This is a genomic window from Serratia aquatilis, from assembly GCF_044865145.1.
Lineage (GTDB): Bacteria > Pseudomonadota > Gammaproteobacteria > Enterobacterales > Enterobacteriaceae > Chania > Chania aquatilis.
On sequence record NZ_CP173186.1, the window covers coordinates 2,347,970 to 2,363,035 of the forward strand.

Below are 15,066 nucleotides of genomic sequence, written 5' to 3' on the forward strand. Positions count from 1 at the left end.
TATAAATTAATGTTAATGGCGTTTCAGGCCGTGCCGCTAAACTGAGCAAGCCCAAGGCGATTTAATTTCTCACAGCCAGTTTCAACTCCAATTTTGGGAGTATCGGAGTTTGATTGCCGTAATGTACCTGCAGTGTTGGTTCTATAGCAAAGAAAAAGCGCCAGTTAATTGCTGGCGCTTTAGTTTGTGCTACTGAAAATATTAGTGCTTTCTTCGGTCAAGGTCTTGGTAATCCGTTGATTCTATCTTAGCTATGCCAGCCTCTAAAATATTGATCAATTGGCGGGCAACATCGGTGGTTAGCCAAAGAGTCCGATCAACTTGCGCTTCTTCGGCTGTTTGGTCTAGTGAAGACAGGTAATGAAGGCGAATCATCATGGCATCATAAACATCTACGGTACTGATATCCCAGCCAACTAACGGATGTGTCTGTATTACTTCATCATTTCTGTCCATAAAGACCCCTTATCAAGTAGTGACTAGCGTGAGTTACTAACGAGGATCGATGTGGCTCATCATCGTAATGAGCTATTACAGTATACGCACCGATGATCTGTAATGTGGGTTTTTTTAATGCAATTTAGGAAAATAAATATTTACTTGCACAATTAATAGGCTTGATGAGCTAGAAAGCAAGAATGACATTTATTGTTGGTGCGGGACCACAAATACCAATACGAAAGGTTGCTGAGTGTCAAGTTGGACGCTAACGATGACTATTAGCTGTTCTTGGGTTAAATAAAGCCTATGAAGTGTAGAAAAAAGCCGGAGAGCGACCCCCGGCAACAACAGCATTGCAGTATTATTCTGTCGTGAACCAATCGTCAGCACTTTCCCAGGTTTCCTGGAGTATTTCTTCGATCAGATCTTTATCCGTTTTAGCTCCGCCCATAACAGAAAGGCCATTAGCACTGGCATAACGAATTTGCACAGTGGTGTCAGGAAACTTACAATTTACCCGTTTACTGAATTCGCCCGTCAGGGCCTCTATGGCCCCCGGCGGCAGCGGTTTGGTCTTATCTATCGTAACTTCAACACGCATAATTGCCCCCGAAATCATTTAACTGTTTATTTATACAGTTAACCAGGAGTGGAGGCAAGAGCAAAATGAAAAAAATCAGCAACTGGTAACGGACCAGCCTATGTCCTCACCCGCCAAGAATGGCACAACCGCTTCAGAACCTAACGCAATCTCCTCTGGTTGAGAAACGGCTATGCGCTCAAGCGTGATGTAATCTTCGTTGACGGGCAAACCGTAGAAACGTGGTCCATTGAGGGAACTGAACGCTTCCAAATGTTCCAGAGCGCCTAATTGTTCAAATACAGTCGCGTAAGCAGGCATTGCGTTTGGCGCGTTAAATACCCCAGCACAACCGCAGCTTGTCTCTTTACGATGTTTGGCGTGCGGAGCTGAATCGGTACCCAGGAAAAATTTATCAGAACCGCTGATCACTGCTTTACGCAGGGCTTCCTGGTGGGTGTTACGCTTTAAAATAGGTAGGCAGAACAGGTGTGGCCTGATCCCGCCAACCAGCATATGGTTACGGTTGAACATCAGATGTTGTGGTGTGATGGTCGCGCCAAGAAAGCGGTCGCCTTCCTGAACATACTGAGCCGCTTCTTTTGTGGTGATATGTTCAAAAACGATTTTTAATTCAGGAAACTGACGGCGTATAGGCTCCATAACCTGATCAATAAAACGTGCTTCTCGGTCAAAAATATCTACGGCAGCTTCGGTAACCTCACCATGGATAAGCAGTGGCATGCCGATTTTCTGCATCTGTTCAAATAAAGGGTAAATTCCCGCAATGTCACTGACGCCATGGCTTGAGTTGGTTGTCGCATTGGCTGGATACAACTTGGCTGCGGTAAATACCCCTTGTGCAAAACCTTCAACAAGCTCTGCTGTTGCCAGGGAGTCGGTCAAATAACAGGTCATTAGCGGAGTGAAGCGATGATCTGCAGGAATAGCGGCCAGAATGCGGTCACGATAACTGCGCGCGGCGGCAACAGTGGCGATCGGCGGAGCCAGATTCGGCATCACAATCGCCCGGCCAAATACCTTGCTGGTAAAGGGCAAAACCGTTTTCAACATATCGTCATCACGTAGGTGGATATGCCAGTCGTCAGGGCGGCGGATTTTCAGAACTTTGGTTTGAGCAGTCATGGGGTAGGGCTCCGGCGGTCAAAACATTTGAATAAAAGCGAATAATTGTAGGTTATTCACGCCGGGGTGTAAGAATAAGCGGAAAGCGTTTGCGTTGCATCTGTTTGTTAGTGGCAAGGTGAAATCAGTTGCAGATGGGGTAATTAGTGTGGGGAACGCAATAAAAAACCCGCCTGGCGGCGGGTTTTTACATTAACGGGATAGATTATTCGCTAACCTGCTGGGGCTTTGTTGCTGGTGCCGTAGCCTGATTAGCTGCCGCATGTGCACCTGCCGCACCTTTCCCATCAAAGTTGAAGGAAGGACGCTGCCAATCGCTGGCTTTCGCTGCTTCTGGCTCATAATCCGGCGCAGGTGCCTTAGTCATCGGGGCGGTTGCAATATGCTTATACAATACTTGTGGGACGCTTTGAATCGGAGAGGAAACAACAGGTGTTTCCTGCACATGGGCAAGAACAGCTTGTTGCACTGGAGCCTCTTCAGCCACTGCGACGGTATCTGATACCTGCACTGAAGGTTCAGCTTCAAATGTCTCAATAACAGGTTCGCAAGAAGTAACTTCAACAATCCCGTCAGCCGGTTCAGTGGTAACGAAGACTTCCGCTGTTACTTCCTCTACCTGAACCGCTTCGGTAGTTTCTGTAGAGATTTCCTCCAGAGCAACCTGTGCAACTTCAGTAATCTGCACGAATGTATCTTGAACGTTACTGAGTTCTGCTACTGGTTGTTGCACTGGCACAGTTTCAACTGACTGCGTTATAGCGGCGGTTGCCACGACCAGGTCTCCCGTCGAGATTTCTGCAACGTGTGCTGGAAGTTCAGCCTGTTGAACTTCATGCGATATATGCGTTACAGGGTAACGTACCCAAACCTTGCCGGAAGCCATCTCTGGAGATGCGAAAGCACCAGCCAGCGGCATTGGCGAATGGTTAGGATAACGCTCATCACGATAACGACGGCGGCGTTGACCGCTGACGCGCAGATGACGAGGAGAACGACGAGAGCGACGCGGCATACCGTTTTCACCGTTATTACGGCTATCAGTATGGGCCTCTTCAGCGGACTGAACAGCAACTACAGCTTGCGGTAGCAGTTTCACACTCTCTTCCAGCACTGGAGCCTGGCTTATTGCCACTTGGGCAACAGGCGCTACTTTTGGTGCTAACAGTTCTTCGGCAGCGCGATGCAGTTCTTCTTCCGCTGACAACACACGAACTTTCTGCGACAGAGGACGACGCTGGCGGCGTTGTGCTGGCTGCTGATGGCGCTCTTCCTGATCTTCTTCACTTGCAGTCGCGCTACCAACGTTATCCAGCGCTTTGACTTCCTGCGGTGCTGCCTGACGTTTTTCTTCCTGGCGACGGCGCTGACGCTCGGCACGCTGCTCACGACGCTGTTGCTGCTCATCGCGCTGCGCCTTGGCTGCTTCATCAGTCTGAACAACATCGGTTGCGGCTACAGCCGTATTCTGCTGCGCATTACGACGGTTGTTGCGACGTTGATCATCGCGATTTTCGCGCGGCTCACGAGCGTCACGGTTTTCACGTGGTTCGCGGTTGTCGCTTGATTCACTGCGGTCTTTACGTTCGCTGCGCTCACCTTTGCGGCTAGTTCCTTGGCGACGCTGCCCGCGACGATCCTGGCGGCGATTGTCGTTGTCTTCTGTTTTTACCGTTTGGATCGGTTCAGCTTCAACTGCAGGGGCTTCATCACTCGCGAAGAGGGACTTAATACCTCCAAACAGGCGGCTAAGCAGACCTGGCTTAGTTTCAACGGCAACAGTTTCGACCGGTTTTGCCACAGCAACAGATTGGGTGATGACAGGTTCTTCGTCAGGCGGTGGGGCGTCTGCACCAAGGGAGAAGGGGGCCAAGGCCGGTTGTTCTGGACGCTTGCGCTCCATTGGCGCATCTTCCAACGGTTGCGCCATTTCTTCTTCATGCAGCTTTGGTAGCAAATAGCTCAAAGTTGGGGTTTCTTCACCCTTACGCACGCGCAATACTGAATAGTGTGGTGTTTGCATCTGATCGTTTGGCACGATGATCGCTTTCACGCCACCCTGACGCTTTTCGATTGCACTGACAGATTCACGCTTCTCGTTAAGCAGATAAGAGGCGACCTGCACTGGTACGATAGCATGGACTTCTTTGGTGTTTTCTTTCAGCGCCTCTTCTTCAATCAAACGAAGAATAGACAGCGCCAGCGACTCATTATCACGGATGGTACCCGTACCGCTACAGCGTGGGCAGACGTGATGGCTAGACTCGCCGAGTGAAGGGCTGAGACGTTGGCGAGACATTTCCAACAGGCCAAAACGAGAGATACGGCCAATCTGAATACGGGCACGATCTTGACGGACGGCATCGCGCAGACGGTTTTCCACTTCACGCTGATGACGCACGGGGGTCATATCAATGAAATCGATAACGATCAGTCCGCCAAGGTCACGCAGACGCAATTGTCGCGCAATCTCATCAGCGGCTTCCAGGTTGGTATTGAACGCTGTTTCTTCAATATCGCCACCGCGAGTTGCACGCGCGGAGTTGATGTCAATGGCGGTTAAGGCTTCGGTGGTATCAATAACGATGGAACCACCAGAAGGCAGCCGAACTTCACGTTGGAATGCAGATTCTATCTGAGATTCAATCTGGTAGTGGCTGAACAGCGGGATTTCGCCACTATATGGTTTGATTTTACTGGTGAAATCCGGACGGCCCAGTGCAGCGATGTGCTCTTTAGCCAGTTCGAGAACTTTAGGGTTGTCTATCAGGATCTCACCGATATCTGGGCGCAGGTAGTCGCGAAAAGCGCGCACGATGACGTTACTTTCCTGATGGATCAGGAAAGGAGCCGAGCGGCCTTCAGCGGCTTTTTTAATGGCTTCCCAGTGTTTGAGGCGGAAGGAAAGGTCCCATTGCAAAGCGTCAGCGGATTTACCCACGCCAGCAGTGCGGACAATCAGGCCCATGCCATCCGGCAATTGCAGAGAAGAGAGCGCTTCTTTAAGTTCGGTACGATCATCACCTTCGATACGGCGTGAAATACCACCGGCACGCGGATTGTTTGGCATCAGTACCAGATAGCTGCCCGCCAAGCTGATGAAAGTGGTCAGGGCTGCGCCTTTATTACCACGTTCTTCTTTATCAACCTGGACAATGACTTCTTGACCTTCACGCAGGACATCTTTGATGTTTGGACGTCCATGGGAGGAGTAATTGCTTGGGAAGTATTCGCGAGCGATTTCTTTCAGAGGGAGGAAACCATGCCGTTCTGCGCCGTAATCTACAAACGCTGCTTCAAGACTTGGTTCAATACGGGTGATTTTGCCTTTGTAAATGTTCGCTTTTTTCTGCTCATGGCCAGGGCTTTCAATATCCAGGTCGTACAGCCGCTGTCCATCTACAAGGGCAACACGCAACTCTTCTTGCTGAGTTGCGTTAATCAACATTCTTTTCATCTTAACTTACTCGTTATTTTTACATTATCGACAAAGCTGCGGGCAAATAACCTCATGGCCGGGTTAAAACCGAAAACCCCGTGTCTTCTCGCAAAGTCGTCAACCTCACGGTTGTCGCTTGCATAGGGGCGCATTATCTCGGTAAGCCTGTATTTCTTTGTGAAAACAGCGCTTTTGACTTAGGGAATAGCCTGTGATTTATGTTGACAGATCTGATTCCATTTGCCGGCCAAGCTGCAACCCGCAGCCCGCTAATTGTTTGATTTCACATTACGTCTTACGCCATTGCTGCGTTTATGTGCTACCAGACAAACTGTATAATTCCGCAATTATCCCTGTTTTAACGGGATCGGCGCGGAAAGCCACTTCATTATTCCATTGCTGATACCGTTATAGCAAGGTGACTTTTCTTTAACTCACTGTCTATCCGTTGCTTCTCAAGCCGCAGCGTTGCCAATTGGATGTGCGCCACCGGCCACTAGATATACGCAAGTTGCGGGAAATTGACCTCCTGTTATCTGGCTAAAGCTTGAAATATGAAGGATTACAACAAGAAATCGCACGCACTAAAACTGGCATACTGCCTGATTACTTGCTGTAGTTTCTGTTAACACCAAACAGATAGTTAAGCACATAAAAAGAGGTGGCGCTATTTACTCGCTCTCTTTAGAATCCCGCACCATGAAAACGAACAATCCCTCAGTACAATCAGTCACAATCTCTGACGATGAAGCAGGTCAGAGAATCGATAATTTCTTGCTTGCCCGTCTGAAAGGCGTGCCCAAGAGTATGATCTATCGCATCGTGCGTAAGGGCGAGGTGCGGGTAAATAAAGGCCGTATCAAGGCAGAATACAAACTTGCAGCGGGTGACGTAGTACGTATCCCCCCGGTGCGAGTAGCCGAGCGTGATGAAGCGCCGGTTTCCGCTAAATTGGGTAAAGTTGCTGCTTTAGCCAATTGCATCCTTTTTGAGGACGATCATCTCTTGTTGCTGAACAAACCGTCAGGTACGGCTGTGCATGGTGGGAGTGGATTGAGTTTCGGGGTGATCGAGGGGTTACGTGCGCTACGTCCGGAGGCTCGCTTCCTGGAATTGGTTCATCGTCTTGATCGAGACACCTCTGGTGTCCTGATGGTTGCCAAGAAGCGTTCAGCATTGCGCTCGCTGCATGAGCAACTGCGGCTCAAGGGGATGCAGAAGGACTATTTAGCCCTTGTACGGGGCCAGTGGCAATCTCACTGCAAAGCGATTCAGGCCCCGTTGCTGAAGAATATTCTGCAGAGTGGGGAGCGTATTGTGCGAGTCAGCAGCGAAGGTAAACCTTCAGAAACCCGCTTCAAGGTAGAGGAACGCTTTGAGCACGCCACCTTGGTAAAGGCAAGCCCGATCACCGGGCGTACTCACCAAATCCGTGTGCACGCCCTACATGCCGGGCATCCGATTGCCTTTGACGACCGTTATGGCGACCAGGAATTTGATCGCCAGTTGGCGGGGAGCGGGTTAAAACGCCTGTTCCTACATGCTGCTGCGCTGCGCTTTGAGCACCCAGCCACTGGCGAAACAATGCGCGTTGAAGCCCCCATGGATGATGAGCTGCGTCATTGTTTGCAGGTATTGCGCAAACAAGCTGCCAAATAACCTCATATCAGCGGGTTGATGCCTTCGACCCGCAACATTTCAAGTAGTGCGATCAATGGTAGCCCAATCAATGTGTTTGGGTCACGCCCCTCCAGTTTTTCAAATAGCGCAATTCCTAGCCCTTCGCTCATAAAACTGCCCGCACAGTTCAAGGGCTGTTCCTGGCGAATATAAGAGTCGATTTCGCTATCGGTTAATTGTCGGAAATGGACATGGAACTGTTCACACACAGCCTGCAGATGCAAGCTGTGGCAATTATATAGGGCCAGGCCGGTATAGAATGTGACCTTTTGGCCGCTGGCCTTCTTCAACTGTTGGAAGGCATTCTCCTCGGTATGGGGTTTGCCAGTGATTTCATTATCGATGACACACACCTGATCGGAGCCGATAATCAGATAGTCTGGATAAGCGATAGATAATGCCCGGGCTTTGGCTACTGCCAGGCGTAGCACCAGTGCCTCCGCACTTTCGCCAGAAAGTGGTGTTTCATCGATCTGCGGCGCTGCGCAAATAAAAGGCAAGTTTAATTTTTTCAACAACTGTTGACGGTAGTTCGATGTTGAAGCTAGTAAGATTCTCTGCATAATTTTTTCCACAAACCATAGCGTAAATATCCAGGCCATCTTAAACTGTGCGCCGCTGTGGAAGCGAATATTGGTGAAAGGTGCCGTTTTACGGCCTTTTTCTTTGACTCTAAGTCGTTACAAAGTTAATATGCGCGCCCTATGCAAAAGGTAAAATTACCCTTGACCATTGATGCGGTACGAACCGCTCAGAAACGCCTGGATTATATTGGTATCTATGCGCCTGAGCAGGTTACACGTGTTGCCGAATCCGTAGTCAGTGTGGACAGTGATGTTGAGGTTGAGTTGTCGTTCGATATTGATAACCAACGCCTCGCGGTGATAACAGGGCATTCGGACGTCGCGGTAACGCTGATGTGTCAACGCTGTGGTGTTCCGTTTGCACATCAGGTCCACACAACATATTGTTTTAGCCCGGTCGTCAATGATGAGCAGGCTGAGGCATTACCGGAAGCGTACGAACCGATCGAAGTTGACGAGTTTGGCGAAGTCGATCTGTTGGCTATGATTGAAGACGAAATTATTCTTTCTTTGCCTGTCGTTCCGGTACATGAATCTGAACACTGTGAAGTGTCCGAAGCGGACATGGTATTTGGCAAACTGCCTGCAGAGGCGGAGAAACCTAATCCATTTGCCGTATTAGCCAGTTTAAAGCGTAAGTAATCGAGGAGTAAGGTCCATGGCCGTACAACAAAATAAACCAACCCGTTCCAAACGTGGCATGCGTCGTTCACATGATGCGCTGACCACCACCACCTTGTCTGTAGATGCGACTTCAGGTGAAACTCATCGTCGTCACCACATCACTGCCGACGGTTTCTACCGCGGTCGCAAGGTTATCGGCTAAGTTAGCGATACTTTGACTCGTCTAACCCTGGCGTTAGATGCAATGGGCGGGGATTTCGGTCCCTGCGTCACAGTGCCTGCTTCATTGCAGGCACTGGCCTCTAATTTACAGCTCCACCTCCTGTTGGTCGGCGATCCCGACGTCATCTCTCCTTTACTCGTAAAAGCCGCTCCGCAACTGCTGGCGCGTCTACAAGTTGTGCCTGCGAAAGTGGTTATTGCGGGTGATGCCAAGCCTTCACAAGCGATTCGTGCCAGCCGTGGCACTTCTATGCGTATTGCTCTGGAGTTAATCAAAAGTGGTGAAGCCCAGGCCTGTGTCAGTGCGGGTAACACGGGGGCGCTGATGGGGTTGGCCAAACTCCTGATCAAGCCACTCTATGGCATTGAGCGTCCGGCGCTGATGACGGTAATCCCCAACCAGCGTCGCAGTAAAACTGTGGTGTTGGATCTGGGTGCCAATGTGGAGTGCGACAGCACTATGCTAGTGCAGTTTGCCGTAATGGGTGCAGTAATGGCTGAGGAGGTATTAGGTATTGCGCAACCACGCGTCGCGCTGCTTAATATTGGAGAAGAAGAAACCAAAGGCCTGAATAATATCCGCGAAGCGGCACTTGTACTAAAAAATACACCAGCAATCAACTATATTGGATATCTGGAAGGAAACGACCTGCTCACCGGTAAAACTGATGTTATGGTCTGCGATGGCTTTGTGGGTAACGTTACCCTGAAAACCATGGAAGGTGTGATAAGAATGTTTTTGTCACTACTCAAGTCATCCCCTGAAGGGGGGAAGCAGGCATGGTGGTTAAAATTATTGGGTCGATGGTTGCAGAAGAAGGTGGCAAAACGCTTCGGTCACCTGAACCCCGACCAGTATAATGGTGCATGTCTGTTAGGATTGCGTGGCACCGTAATCAAGAGCCACGGCGCTGCGAACCAAAATGCGTTTGCAGTCGCTATCGAACAGGCTGTGCAGGCGGTGCAGCGGCAAGTTCCTGATAGGATTGCCGCGCGCCTTGAAGCTGTATTACCCAAGAGTGACTGATCGTACATGTATACAAAGATTCTCGGTACGGGGAGTTATTTACCCGTACAAGTGCGCACCAACGCTGACTTGGAAAAAATGGTTGATACCTCCGATGAGTGGATCGTAACTCGTACGGGTATCCGCGAGCGCCGTATCGCCGCTGCTGATGAAACCGTGGCTACCATGGGTTTCCAAGCTGCCTCTCTGGCACTGGAAATGGCAGGTATTGCCAAGGAGGATATCGGTTTGATCGTTGTGGCGACAACCACTTCGAGCCATGCATTCCCAAGCTCTGCCTGCCAGTTGCAGCAGATGCTGGGTATCCAGGATTGTGCGGCTTTTGATATTGCTGCTGCCTGTGCCGGCTTTACTTATGCCTTGAGCGTTGCAGATCAATATGTGAAAAACGGTGCGGTTAAATATGCACTGGTCCTCGGAGCAGACATACTGTCTCGTACGCTTGATCCCAAGGATCGCGGTACGGTCATCCTGTTTGGTGATGGTGCGGGTGCAGTGGTGTTGGGTGCATCTGAGGATCCGGGCATCATTTCTACGCATCTGCACGCGGATGGCCGCTACGGTAACCTTCTGGCTTTACCTAATGCCGATCGTCTACATCCCGAACAACCTGCTTATGTCACAATGGCGGGCAACGAAGTATTTAAAGTGGCGGTCACTGAACTGGCACATATCGTTGATGAAACGCTGAAGGCCAATGATTTTGACCGTGGTGAGTTGGATTGGCTGGTTCCGCACCAGGCTAATCTGCGGATCATCAACGCAACAGCAAAAAAACTGGGCATGGGCATGGATAAAGTGGTTGTGACCCTTGATCGTCATGGTAACACCTCTGCTGCCTCTGTACCTTCAGCGCTTGATGAAGCTGTTCGCGATGGCCGTATCAAGCGTGGTCAGCTAGTGTTGCTGGAAGCATTTGGTGGAGGCTTTACCTGGGGCTCGGCGCTGGTTCGCTTTTGATTTGACAGGAAGATAAAAAATGACGCAATTTGCATTTGTTTTTCCAGGGCAGGGTTCACAAACTGTTGGCATGCTTGCCGATTTGGCAACACAGTTTCCTATTGTGGAACAAACTTTCAGTGAAGCTTCCGCAGTTTTAGGCTATGACCTGTGGCAATTGGTGCAGCTTGGTCCGGTGGAAGAACTGAACAAAACCTGGCAGACACAGCCTGCTCTGTTGGCGGCTTCCGTAGCTATTTTCCGGGCCTGGCAACAGCAGGGTGGTAAAATGCCTGCAATGATGGCTGGTCATAGTTTGGGTGAGTATTCTGCACTGGTATGTGCTGGTGTGCTGGACTTTTCTGAGGCCATTCGTTTAGTGGAACTACGTGGCAAACTGATGCAGGAAGCAGTGCCTGAGGGTACCGGTGCCATGTATGCCATCATTGGGCTGGATAATGAATCTATCGCCAAGGCCTGTGCGGAATCGGCCCAGGGCCAGGTGGTTTCACCGGTAAACTTCAACTCCCCAGGGCAAGTGGTCATTGCTGGCACTAAAGAAGCAGTTGAACGTGCGGGGGCGGCCTGTAAGGCTGCAGGTGCAAAACGTGCGCTGCCGTTGCCAGTGAGTGTTCCTTCGCATTGTGCGTTGATGAAACCCGCTGCAGAAAAGTTGGCGGTAGCCCTACAGCAAGTCACTTTCAATCCACCGACAGTGCCTGTGATAAATAATGTTGACGTCCATGCCGAAACCGCGCCTGAAGCAATACGCGACGCTTTAGTGCGCCAGCTTTACAACCCGGTACGTTGGACTGAAAGCGTTGAGTTCATCGCGGCAGAGGGCGTTTCTCAGCTGTTGGAGATCGGTCCAGGTAAAGTTCTGACCGGTCTGACCAAACGGATTGTCGATACTCTGACCGCGGTAGCGGTGAATGATACCGCCAGCTTGGCTGCGGCGCTTGAACAATAAGAAGAGGAAAACGATGAGCTTCGAAGGAAAAATTGTTCTGGTCACAGGCGCAAGCCGTGGGATTGGCCGAGCTATTGCAGAATTATTTGTTGCACGCGGTGCTAAAGTGATAGGTACAGCAACCACTGAAAGCGGTGCTGAGGCTATCAGTGGCTATCTGGGTGAAAACGGCAAAGGCTATATGTTGAACGTTGTTGATACGGCCTCAATTGAGAATGTATTAGCTTCGATTCGTGAGGAATTTGGCGAAATCGACATTTTAGTGAATAATGCCGGGATTACGCGTGATAACCTGCTGATGCGAATGAAGGATGATGAGTGGCAAGATATTGTTGACACTAATCTGACTTCCGTATTCCGCCTGTCAAAAGCGGTAATGCGAGCTATGATGAAAAAGCGGTTTGGCCGTATCATCTCCATTGGTTCTGTTGTGGGTACCATGGGGAACGCAGGGCAGGCTAACTACGCGGCGGCTAAAGCCGGTCTAATTGGTTTTAGTAAGTCTTTGGCACGTGAGATTGCTTCGCGTGGCATTACGGTCAACGTCGTGGCTCCTGGCTTTATTGAGACGGACATGACAAGGGCGTTGACAGAAGATCAACGCGCAGGCATTTTGGCTCAGGTTCCGGCAAGCCGGCTTGGGGATGCTAAAGAAATCGCCAGCGCTGTTGCATTTTTAGCCTCTGACGAGGCTGGCTACATCACCGGTGAAACACTGCATGTCAATGGCGGCATGTACATGATTTAAAAAATGCGAAAACTATTTGCGTTATTTGGGGTAAAAACCGCAAAATAGCGTAAAATCGTGGTTTGACCAGCCGGGATTTAGTTGCATCTTTTTCAACATTTTATACACTACGAAAACCATCGCGAAAGCGAGTTTTGATAGGAAATTTAAGAGTATGAGCACTATCGAAGAACGCGTTAAGAAAATCATTGTTGAGCAATTGGGTGTTAAACAGGAAGAGGTTTTGAATAACGCTTCATTTGTTGAAGATCTGGGCGCTGATTCTCTTGACACCGTTGAGCTGGTAATGGCACTGGAAGAAGAATTCGACACCGAGATTCCAGACGAAGAAGCAGAGAAGATCACTACTGTTCAGGCAGCTATTGATTTTATCAACGCTAGCCAACAGTAAGCGAACATATCTAGGCGGTCACTCGACCGCCTAAGTTTTTTCTATCCCTAGTGTCATATTTCCCTCCTTGGAGGACAAACGTGTCTAAGCGTCGAGTAGTTGTGACCGGACTGGGCATGTTGTCTCCTGTCGGCAATACTGTAGAGTCCACATGGAACGCTCTTCTTGCCGGTCAGAGTGGCATCAGCCTGATTGACCATTTCGATACTACTGCCTATGCAACGCGTTTTGCTGGCTTGGTAAAGAACTTTAATTCTGAAGAATTCATTTCGCGTAAAGATGCACGCAAAATGGACGCTTTCATTCAATACGGCATCGCTGCTGGCATGCAAGCCATGCAAGATGCGGGGTTGGATATCAACGAGGCTAACGCCACACGTATTGGTGCCGCAATTGGCTCAGGCATTGGTGGCTTGGGATTGATTGAAGAGAACCACAGTTCGCTGGTGAGCGGTGGCCCACGTAAAATCAGTCCGTTTTTTGTGCCCTCAACCATTGTCAATATGATCGCCGGCCATTTGACCATCATGTATGGCATGCGCGGTCCTAGCATTTCTATAGCAACTGCCTGTACATCAGGTGTGCATAACATCGGCCATGCTGCACGTATCATTGCTTATAATGATGCAGATGTAATGCTTGCCGGTGGTGCTGAGAAAGCTAGCACTCCTCTGGGCGTTGGTGGCTTTGGTGCCGCTCGCGCACTTTCAACGCGTAACGAAAATCCACAGGCTGCAAGCCGCCCTTGGGACAAAGACCGTGATGGTTTTGTGCTCGGTGACGGGGCAGGCATGATGGTGCTTGAAGAGTACGAACACGCGAAGAAACGTGGAGCAAAAATTTACGCAGAGATTGTCGGTTTTGGCATGAGCAGTGATGCTTATCATATGACATCTCCACCGGAGAACGGTGCGGGTGCAGCGTTGGCAATGGAAAATGCCCTGCTTGATGCTGGTGCGAAACCAGCACAAATCGGCTATATCAACGCGCATGGCACGTCGACACCAGCGGGAGATAAAGCCGAGGCGCAAGCGGTAAAATCCGTTTTTGGCAGTGATGCCAAGCGCGTTATGGTGAGCTCTACCAAATCGATGACCGGTCACCTATTAGGGGCTGCCGGAGCCATTGAGTCTATCTTCACCGTGTTGGCACTTCGTGATCAGGCGGTTCCTCCCACTATTAACCTGGATAGCACGGATGAAGGTTGCGACCTGGACTTTGTGCCTCACGAAGCGCGCCAGACAAAAGATATGGAGTACACCTTGTGTAACTCCTTCGGCTTTGGTGGCACTAATGGTTCGCTGATCTTCCGTCGAGTCTAGTAAAGCGAAGATAAAGCGAATACGAGCCCGGTTCTTTTTGGCCGGGTTTTTTTTATCGTGCCAGATAGCGAACGTCCGGATTCTGACAGCTATCGGTTTTTACGCTGCTTATGCTGTACTGGAAACTCACTATGACGGAGGAGCGTATGTACTGGATCAACGGGCAGCAGCAAGATGCTCTAGCAGCTAGCGATCGCGGTTTACAGTTCGGCGACGGCTGCTTCACTACAGCCAGGGTAGTAGAGGGAAAAATTGATCTCCTGCCTTGGCACCTTGAACGTTTGCAGCATGCAGCTAGGTGTTTGCTGTTGTCTGAAGTGGATTGGGTGTCAGTCGAACGCGAGATGCAGCATGCAGCAGACTCGATACCACTTGGCGTAGTCAAAGTCATACTTACCCGTGGTAGTGGGGGAAGGGGTTACAGCTCTCTCGGTTGTGAAAACCCTACCAGGATTGTCTCGTGCAGCACTTATCCAAAACAGTATCACCAATGGCGTGAAGAGGGGATCAAACTCGCTCTTAGCCCAATTCAATTGGCTCGGAGTCCTTTGCTGGCAGGGCTGAAACACCTTAATCGTCTGGAACAGGTACTGATCCGCACACACCTGGATCAGACGGATGCCCATGAAGCGCTGGTGCTTGACACCACGGGGATGCTAGTGGAATGCTGTGCGGCCAATTTATTCTGGCGCAAGGGACGGGATATCTTTACTCCAAGTCTTGAGCATGCCGGTGTCGCAGGGGTGATGCGCCGCAAAGTGATGGTGTTATTAACGGCTACTGAATACAGGTTGCATCATGTCAGTGAGCCGCTAGAGACGCTGGCGGATGCGGACGAAGTTTTAGTATGTAACTCACTGATGCCTTTGCTGCCGGTGAATACAGCGCAGTCATGGCGCTATCGTTCGCGCCAACTGTATGATTTTTTGCGAGTGCACTGTTAAATATGGCTG

15 protein-coding genes are annotated in these 15,066 nt (G+C 50.1%); 10 read left to right on the forward strand and 5 right to left on the reverse strand.

From position 1 onward, the window contains the following. Positions 1-201: 201 nt before the first annotated feature. The 4 genes from bssS to rne form a co-directional block, all read right to left on the reverse strand. Positions 202-456 carry a biofilm formation regulator BssS gene (bssS, locus tag SAQUA_RS10510; protein ID WP_380673288.1) on the reverse strand — a complete coding sequence of 85 codons (255 nt, stop codon included), beginning with the start codon at positions 454-456 and terminating at the stop codon, positions 202-204. 346 nt (positions 457-802) lie between these two features. Beyond that, complete coding sequence (gene dinI, locus SAQUA_RS10515) at positions 803-1,042, reverse strand: DNA damage-inducible protein I (protein ID WP_380673290.1); 240 nt, start codon at positions 1,040-1,042, stop codon at positions 803-805. 75 nt (positions 1,043-1,117) lie between these two features. Further along, on the reverse strand, positions 1,118-2,167 hold the full coding sequence (gene pyrC, locus SAQUA_RS10520) for a dihydroorotase (RefSeq protein WP_380673292.1): 1,050 nt from the start codon (positions 2,165-2,167) through the stop codon (positions 1,118-1,120). A gap of 205 nt (positions 2,168-2,372) precedes the next feature. Continuing rightward, the gene (gene rne, locus SAQUA_RS10525) at positions 2,373-5,624 is read right to left on the reverse strand and encodes a ribonuclease E (RefSeq protein ID WP_380673294.1); all 3,252 of its coding nucleotides are present in this window, start codon (positions 5,622-5,624) and stop codon (positions 2,373-2,375) included. A gap of 681 nt (positions 5,625-6,305) precedes the next feature. Here rne and rluC point away from each other — a divergent pair. Next, positions 6,306-7,265, forward strand: coding sequence for a 23S rRNA pseudouridine(955/2504/2580) synthase RluC (rluC, locus tag SAQUA_RS10530; RefSeq protein WP_380673296.1), 960 nt, complete (start codon positions 6,306-6,308; stop codon positions 7,263-7,265). Between the two features lie 2 nt (positions 7,266-7,267). Here rluC and SAQUA_RS10535 read toward each other — a convergent pair whose 3' ends face one another. Next, positions 7,268-7,849, reverse strand: a complete 582-nt coding sequence (locus SAQUA_RS10535; protein ID WP_380673298.1) for a Maf family protein — start codon at positions 7,847-7,849, stop codon at positions 7,268-7,270. A 141-nt stretch (positions 7,850-7,990) separates the two neighbouring features. Between SAQUA_RS10535 and yceD the strand changes: the two genes are divergently transcribed. From yceD to pabC, 9 genes are all read left to right on the forward strand, one after another. After that, positions 7,991-8,512 (forward strand): 23S rRNA accumulation protein YceD, encoded by a 522-nt coding sequence (yceD, locus tag SAQUA_RS10540; RefSeq protein ID WP_380673300.1) that lies wholly within the window; start codon positions 7,991-7,993, stop codon positions 8,510-8,512. Positions 8,513-8,528: 16 nt separating this feature from the next. Next, positions 8,529-8,696 (forward strand): 50S ribosomal protein L32, encoded by a 168-nt coding sequence (gene rpmF, locus SAQUA_RS10545; RefSeq protein WP_004943042.1) that lies wholly within the window; start codon positions 8,529-8,531, stop codon positions 8,694-8,696. A gap of 12 nt (positions 8,697-8,708) precedes the next feature. Next, positions 8,709-9,743, forward strand: coding sequence for a phosphate acyltransferase PlsX (gene plsX, locus SAQUA_RS10550; RefSeq protein WP_380673307.1), 1,035 nt, complete (start codon positions 8,709-8,711; stop codon positions 9,741-9,743). Between the two features lie 6 nt (positions 9,744-9,749). Beyond that, positions 9,750-10,703, forward strand: coding sequence for a beta-ketoacyl-ACP synthase III (locus SAQUA_RS10555; protein ID WP_380673309.1), 954 nt, complete (start codon positions 9,750-9,752; stop codon positions 10,701-10,703). A 19-nt stretch (positions 10,704-10,722) separates the two neighbouring features. After that, positions 10,723-11,652, forward strand: a complete 930-nt coding sequence (gene fabD, locus SAQUA_RS10560) for an ACP S-malonyltransferase (RefSeq protein WP_380673311.1) — start codon at positions 10,723-10,725, stop codon at positions 11,650-11,652. A gap of 13 nt (positions 11,653-11,665) precedes the next feature. Further along, the gene (fabG, locus tag SAQUA_RS10565; protein ID WP_380673313.1) at positions 11,666-12,400 is read left to right on the forward strand and encodes a 3-oxoacyl-ACP reductase FabG; all 735 of its coding nucleotides are present in this window, start codon (positions 11,666-11,668) and stop codon (positions 12,398-12,400) included. 154 nt (positions 12,401-12,554) lie between these two features. After that, positions 12,555-12,791 carry an acyl carrier protein gene (gene acpP / locus SAQUA_RS10570; protein ID WP_004719003.1) on the forward strand — a complete coding sequence of 79 codons (237 nt, stop codon included), beginning with the start codon at positions 12,555-12,557 and terminating at the stop codon, positions 12,789-12,791. An 80-nt stretch (positions 12,792-12,871) separates the two neighbouring features. Next, a complete protein-coding gene (gene fabF, locus SAQUA_RS10575) occupies positions 12,872-14,113 on the forward strand; it encodes a beta-ketoacyl-ACP synthase II (protein WP_380673326.1) in 1,242 nt (413 codons plus the stop codon). Positions 14,114-14,259: 146 nt separating this feature from the next. After that, positions 14,260-15,057: an aminodeoxychorismate lyase gene (gene pabC / locus SAQUA_RS10580; RefSeq protein ID WP_380673328.1), complete on the forward strand. Its 798-nt coding sequence runs from the start codon at positions 14,260-14,262 to the stop codon at positions 15,055-15,057. The last annotated feature ends 9 nt before the right edge of the window (positions 15,058-15,066 follow it).

Excerpts from the sequence above, each read along its gene's own strand:
- bssS (WP_380673288.1), bottom strand. The coding sequence starts at position 456 with ATGGACAGAAATGATGAAGTAATACAGACACATCCGTTAGTTGGCTGG.
- dinI (WP_380673290.1), bottom strand. The coding sequence starts at position 1,042 with ATGCGTGTTGAAGTTACGATAGATAAGACCAAACCGCTGCCGCCGGGG.
- pyrC (WP_380673292.1), bottom strand. The coding sequence starts at position 2,167 with ATGACTGCTCAAACCAAAGTTCTGAAAATCCGCCGCCCTGACGACTGG.
- rne (WP_380673294.1), bottom strand. The coding sequence starts at position 5,624 with ATGAAAAGAATGTTGATTAACGCAACTCAGCAAGAAGAGTTGCGTGTT.
- rluC (WP_380673296.1), top strand. The coding sequence starts at position 6,306 with ATGAAAACGAACAATCCCTCAGTACAATCAGTCACAATCTCTGACGAT.
- SAQUA_RS10535 (WP_380673298.1), bottom strand. The coding sequence starts at position 7,849 with ATGCAGAGAATCTTACTAGCTTCAACATCGAACTACCGTCAACAGTTG.
- yceD (WP_380673300.1), top strand. The coding sequence starts at position 7,991 with ATGCAAAAGGTAAAATTACCCTTGACCATTGATGCGGTACGAACCGCT.
- rpmF (WP_004943042.1), top strand. The coding sequence starts at position 8,529 with ATGGCCGTACAACAAAATAAACCAACCCGTTCCAAACGTGGCATGCGT.
- SAQUA_RS10555 (WP_380673309.1), top strand. The coding sequence starts at position 9,750 with ATGTATACAAAGATTCTCGGTACGGGGAGTTATTTACCCGTACAAGTG.
- fabD (WP_380673311.1), top strand. The coding sequence starts at position 10,723 with ATGACGCAATTTGCATTTGTTTTTCCAGGGCAGGGTTCACAAACTGTT.
- fabG (WP_380673313.1), top strand. The coding sequence starts at position 11,666 with ATGAGCTTCGAAGGAAAAATTGTTCTGGTCACAGGCGCAAGCCGTGGG.
- acpP (WP_004719003.1), top strand. The coding sequence starts at position 12,555 with ATGAGCACTATCGAAGAACGCGTTAAGAAAATCATTGTTGAGCAATTG.
- pabC (WP_380673328.1), top strand. The coding sequence starts at position 14,260 with ATGTACTGGATCAACGGGCAGCAGCAAGATGCTCTAGCAGCTAGCGAT.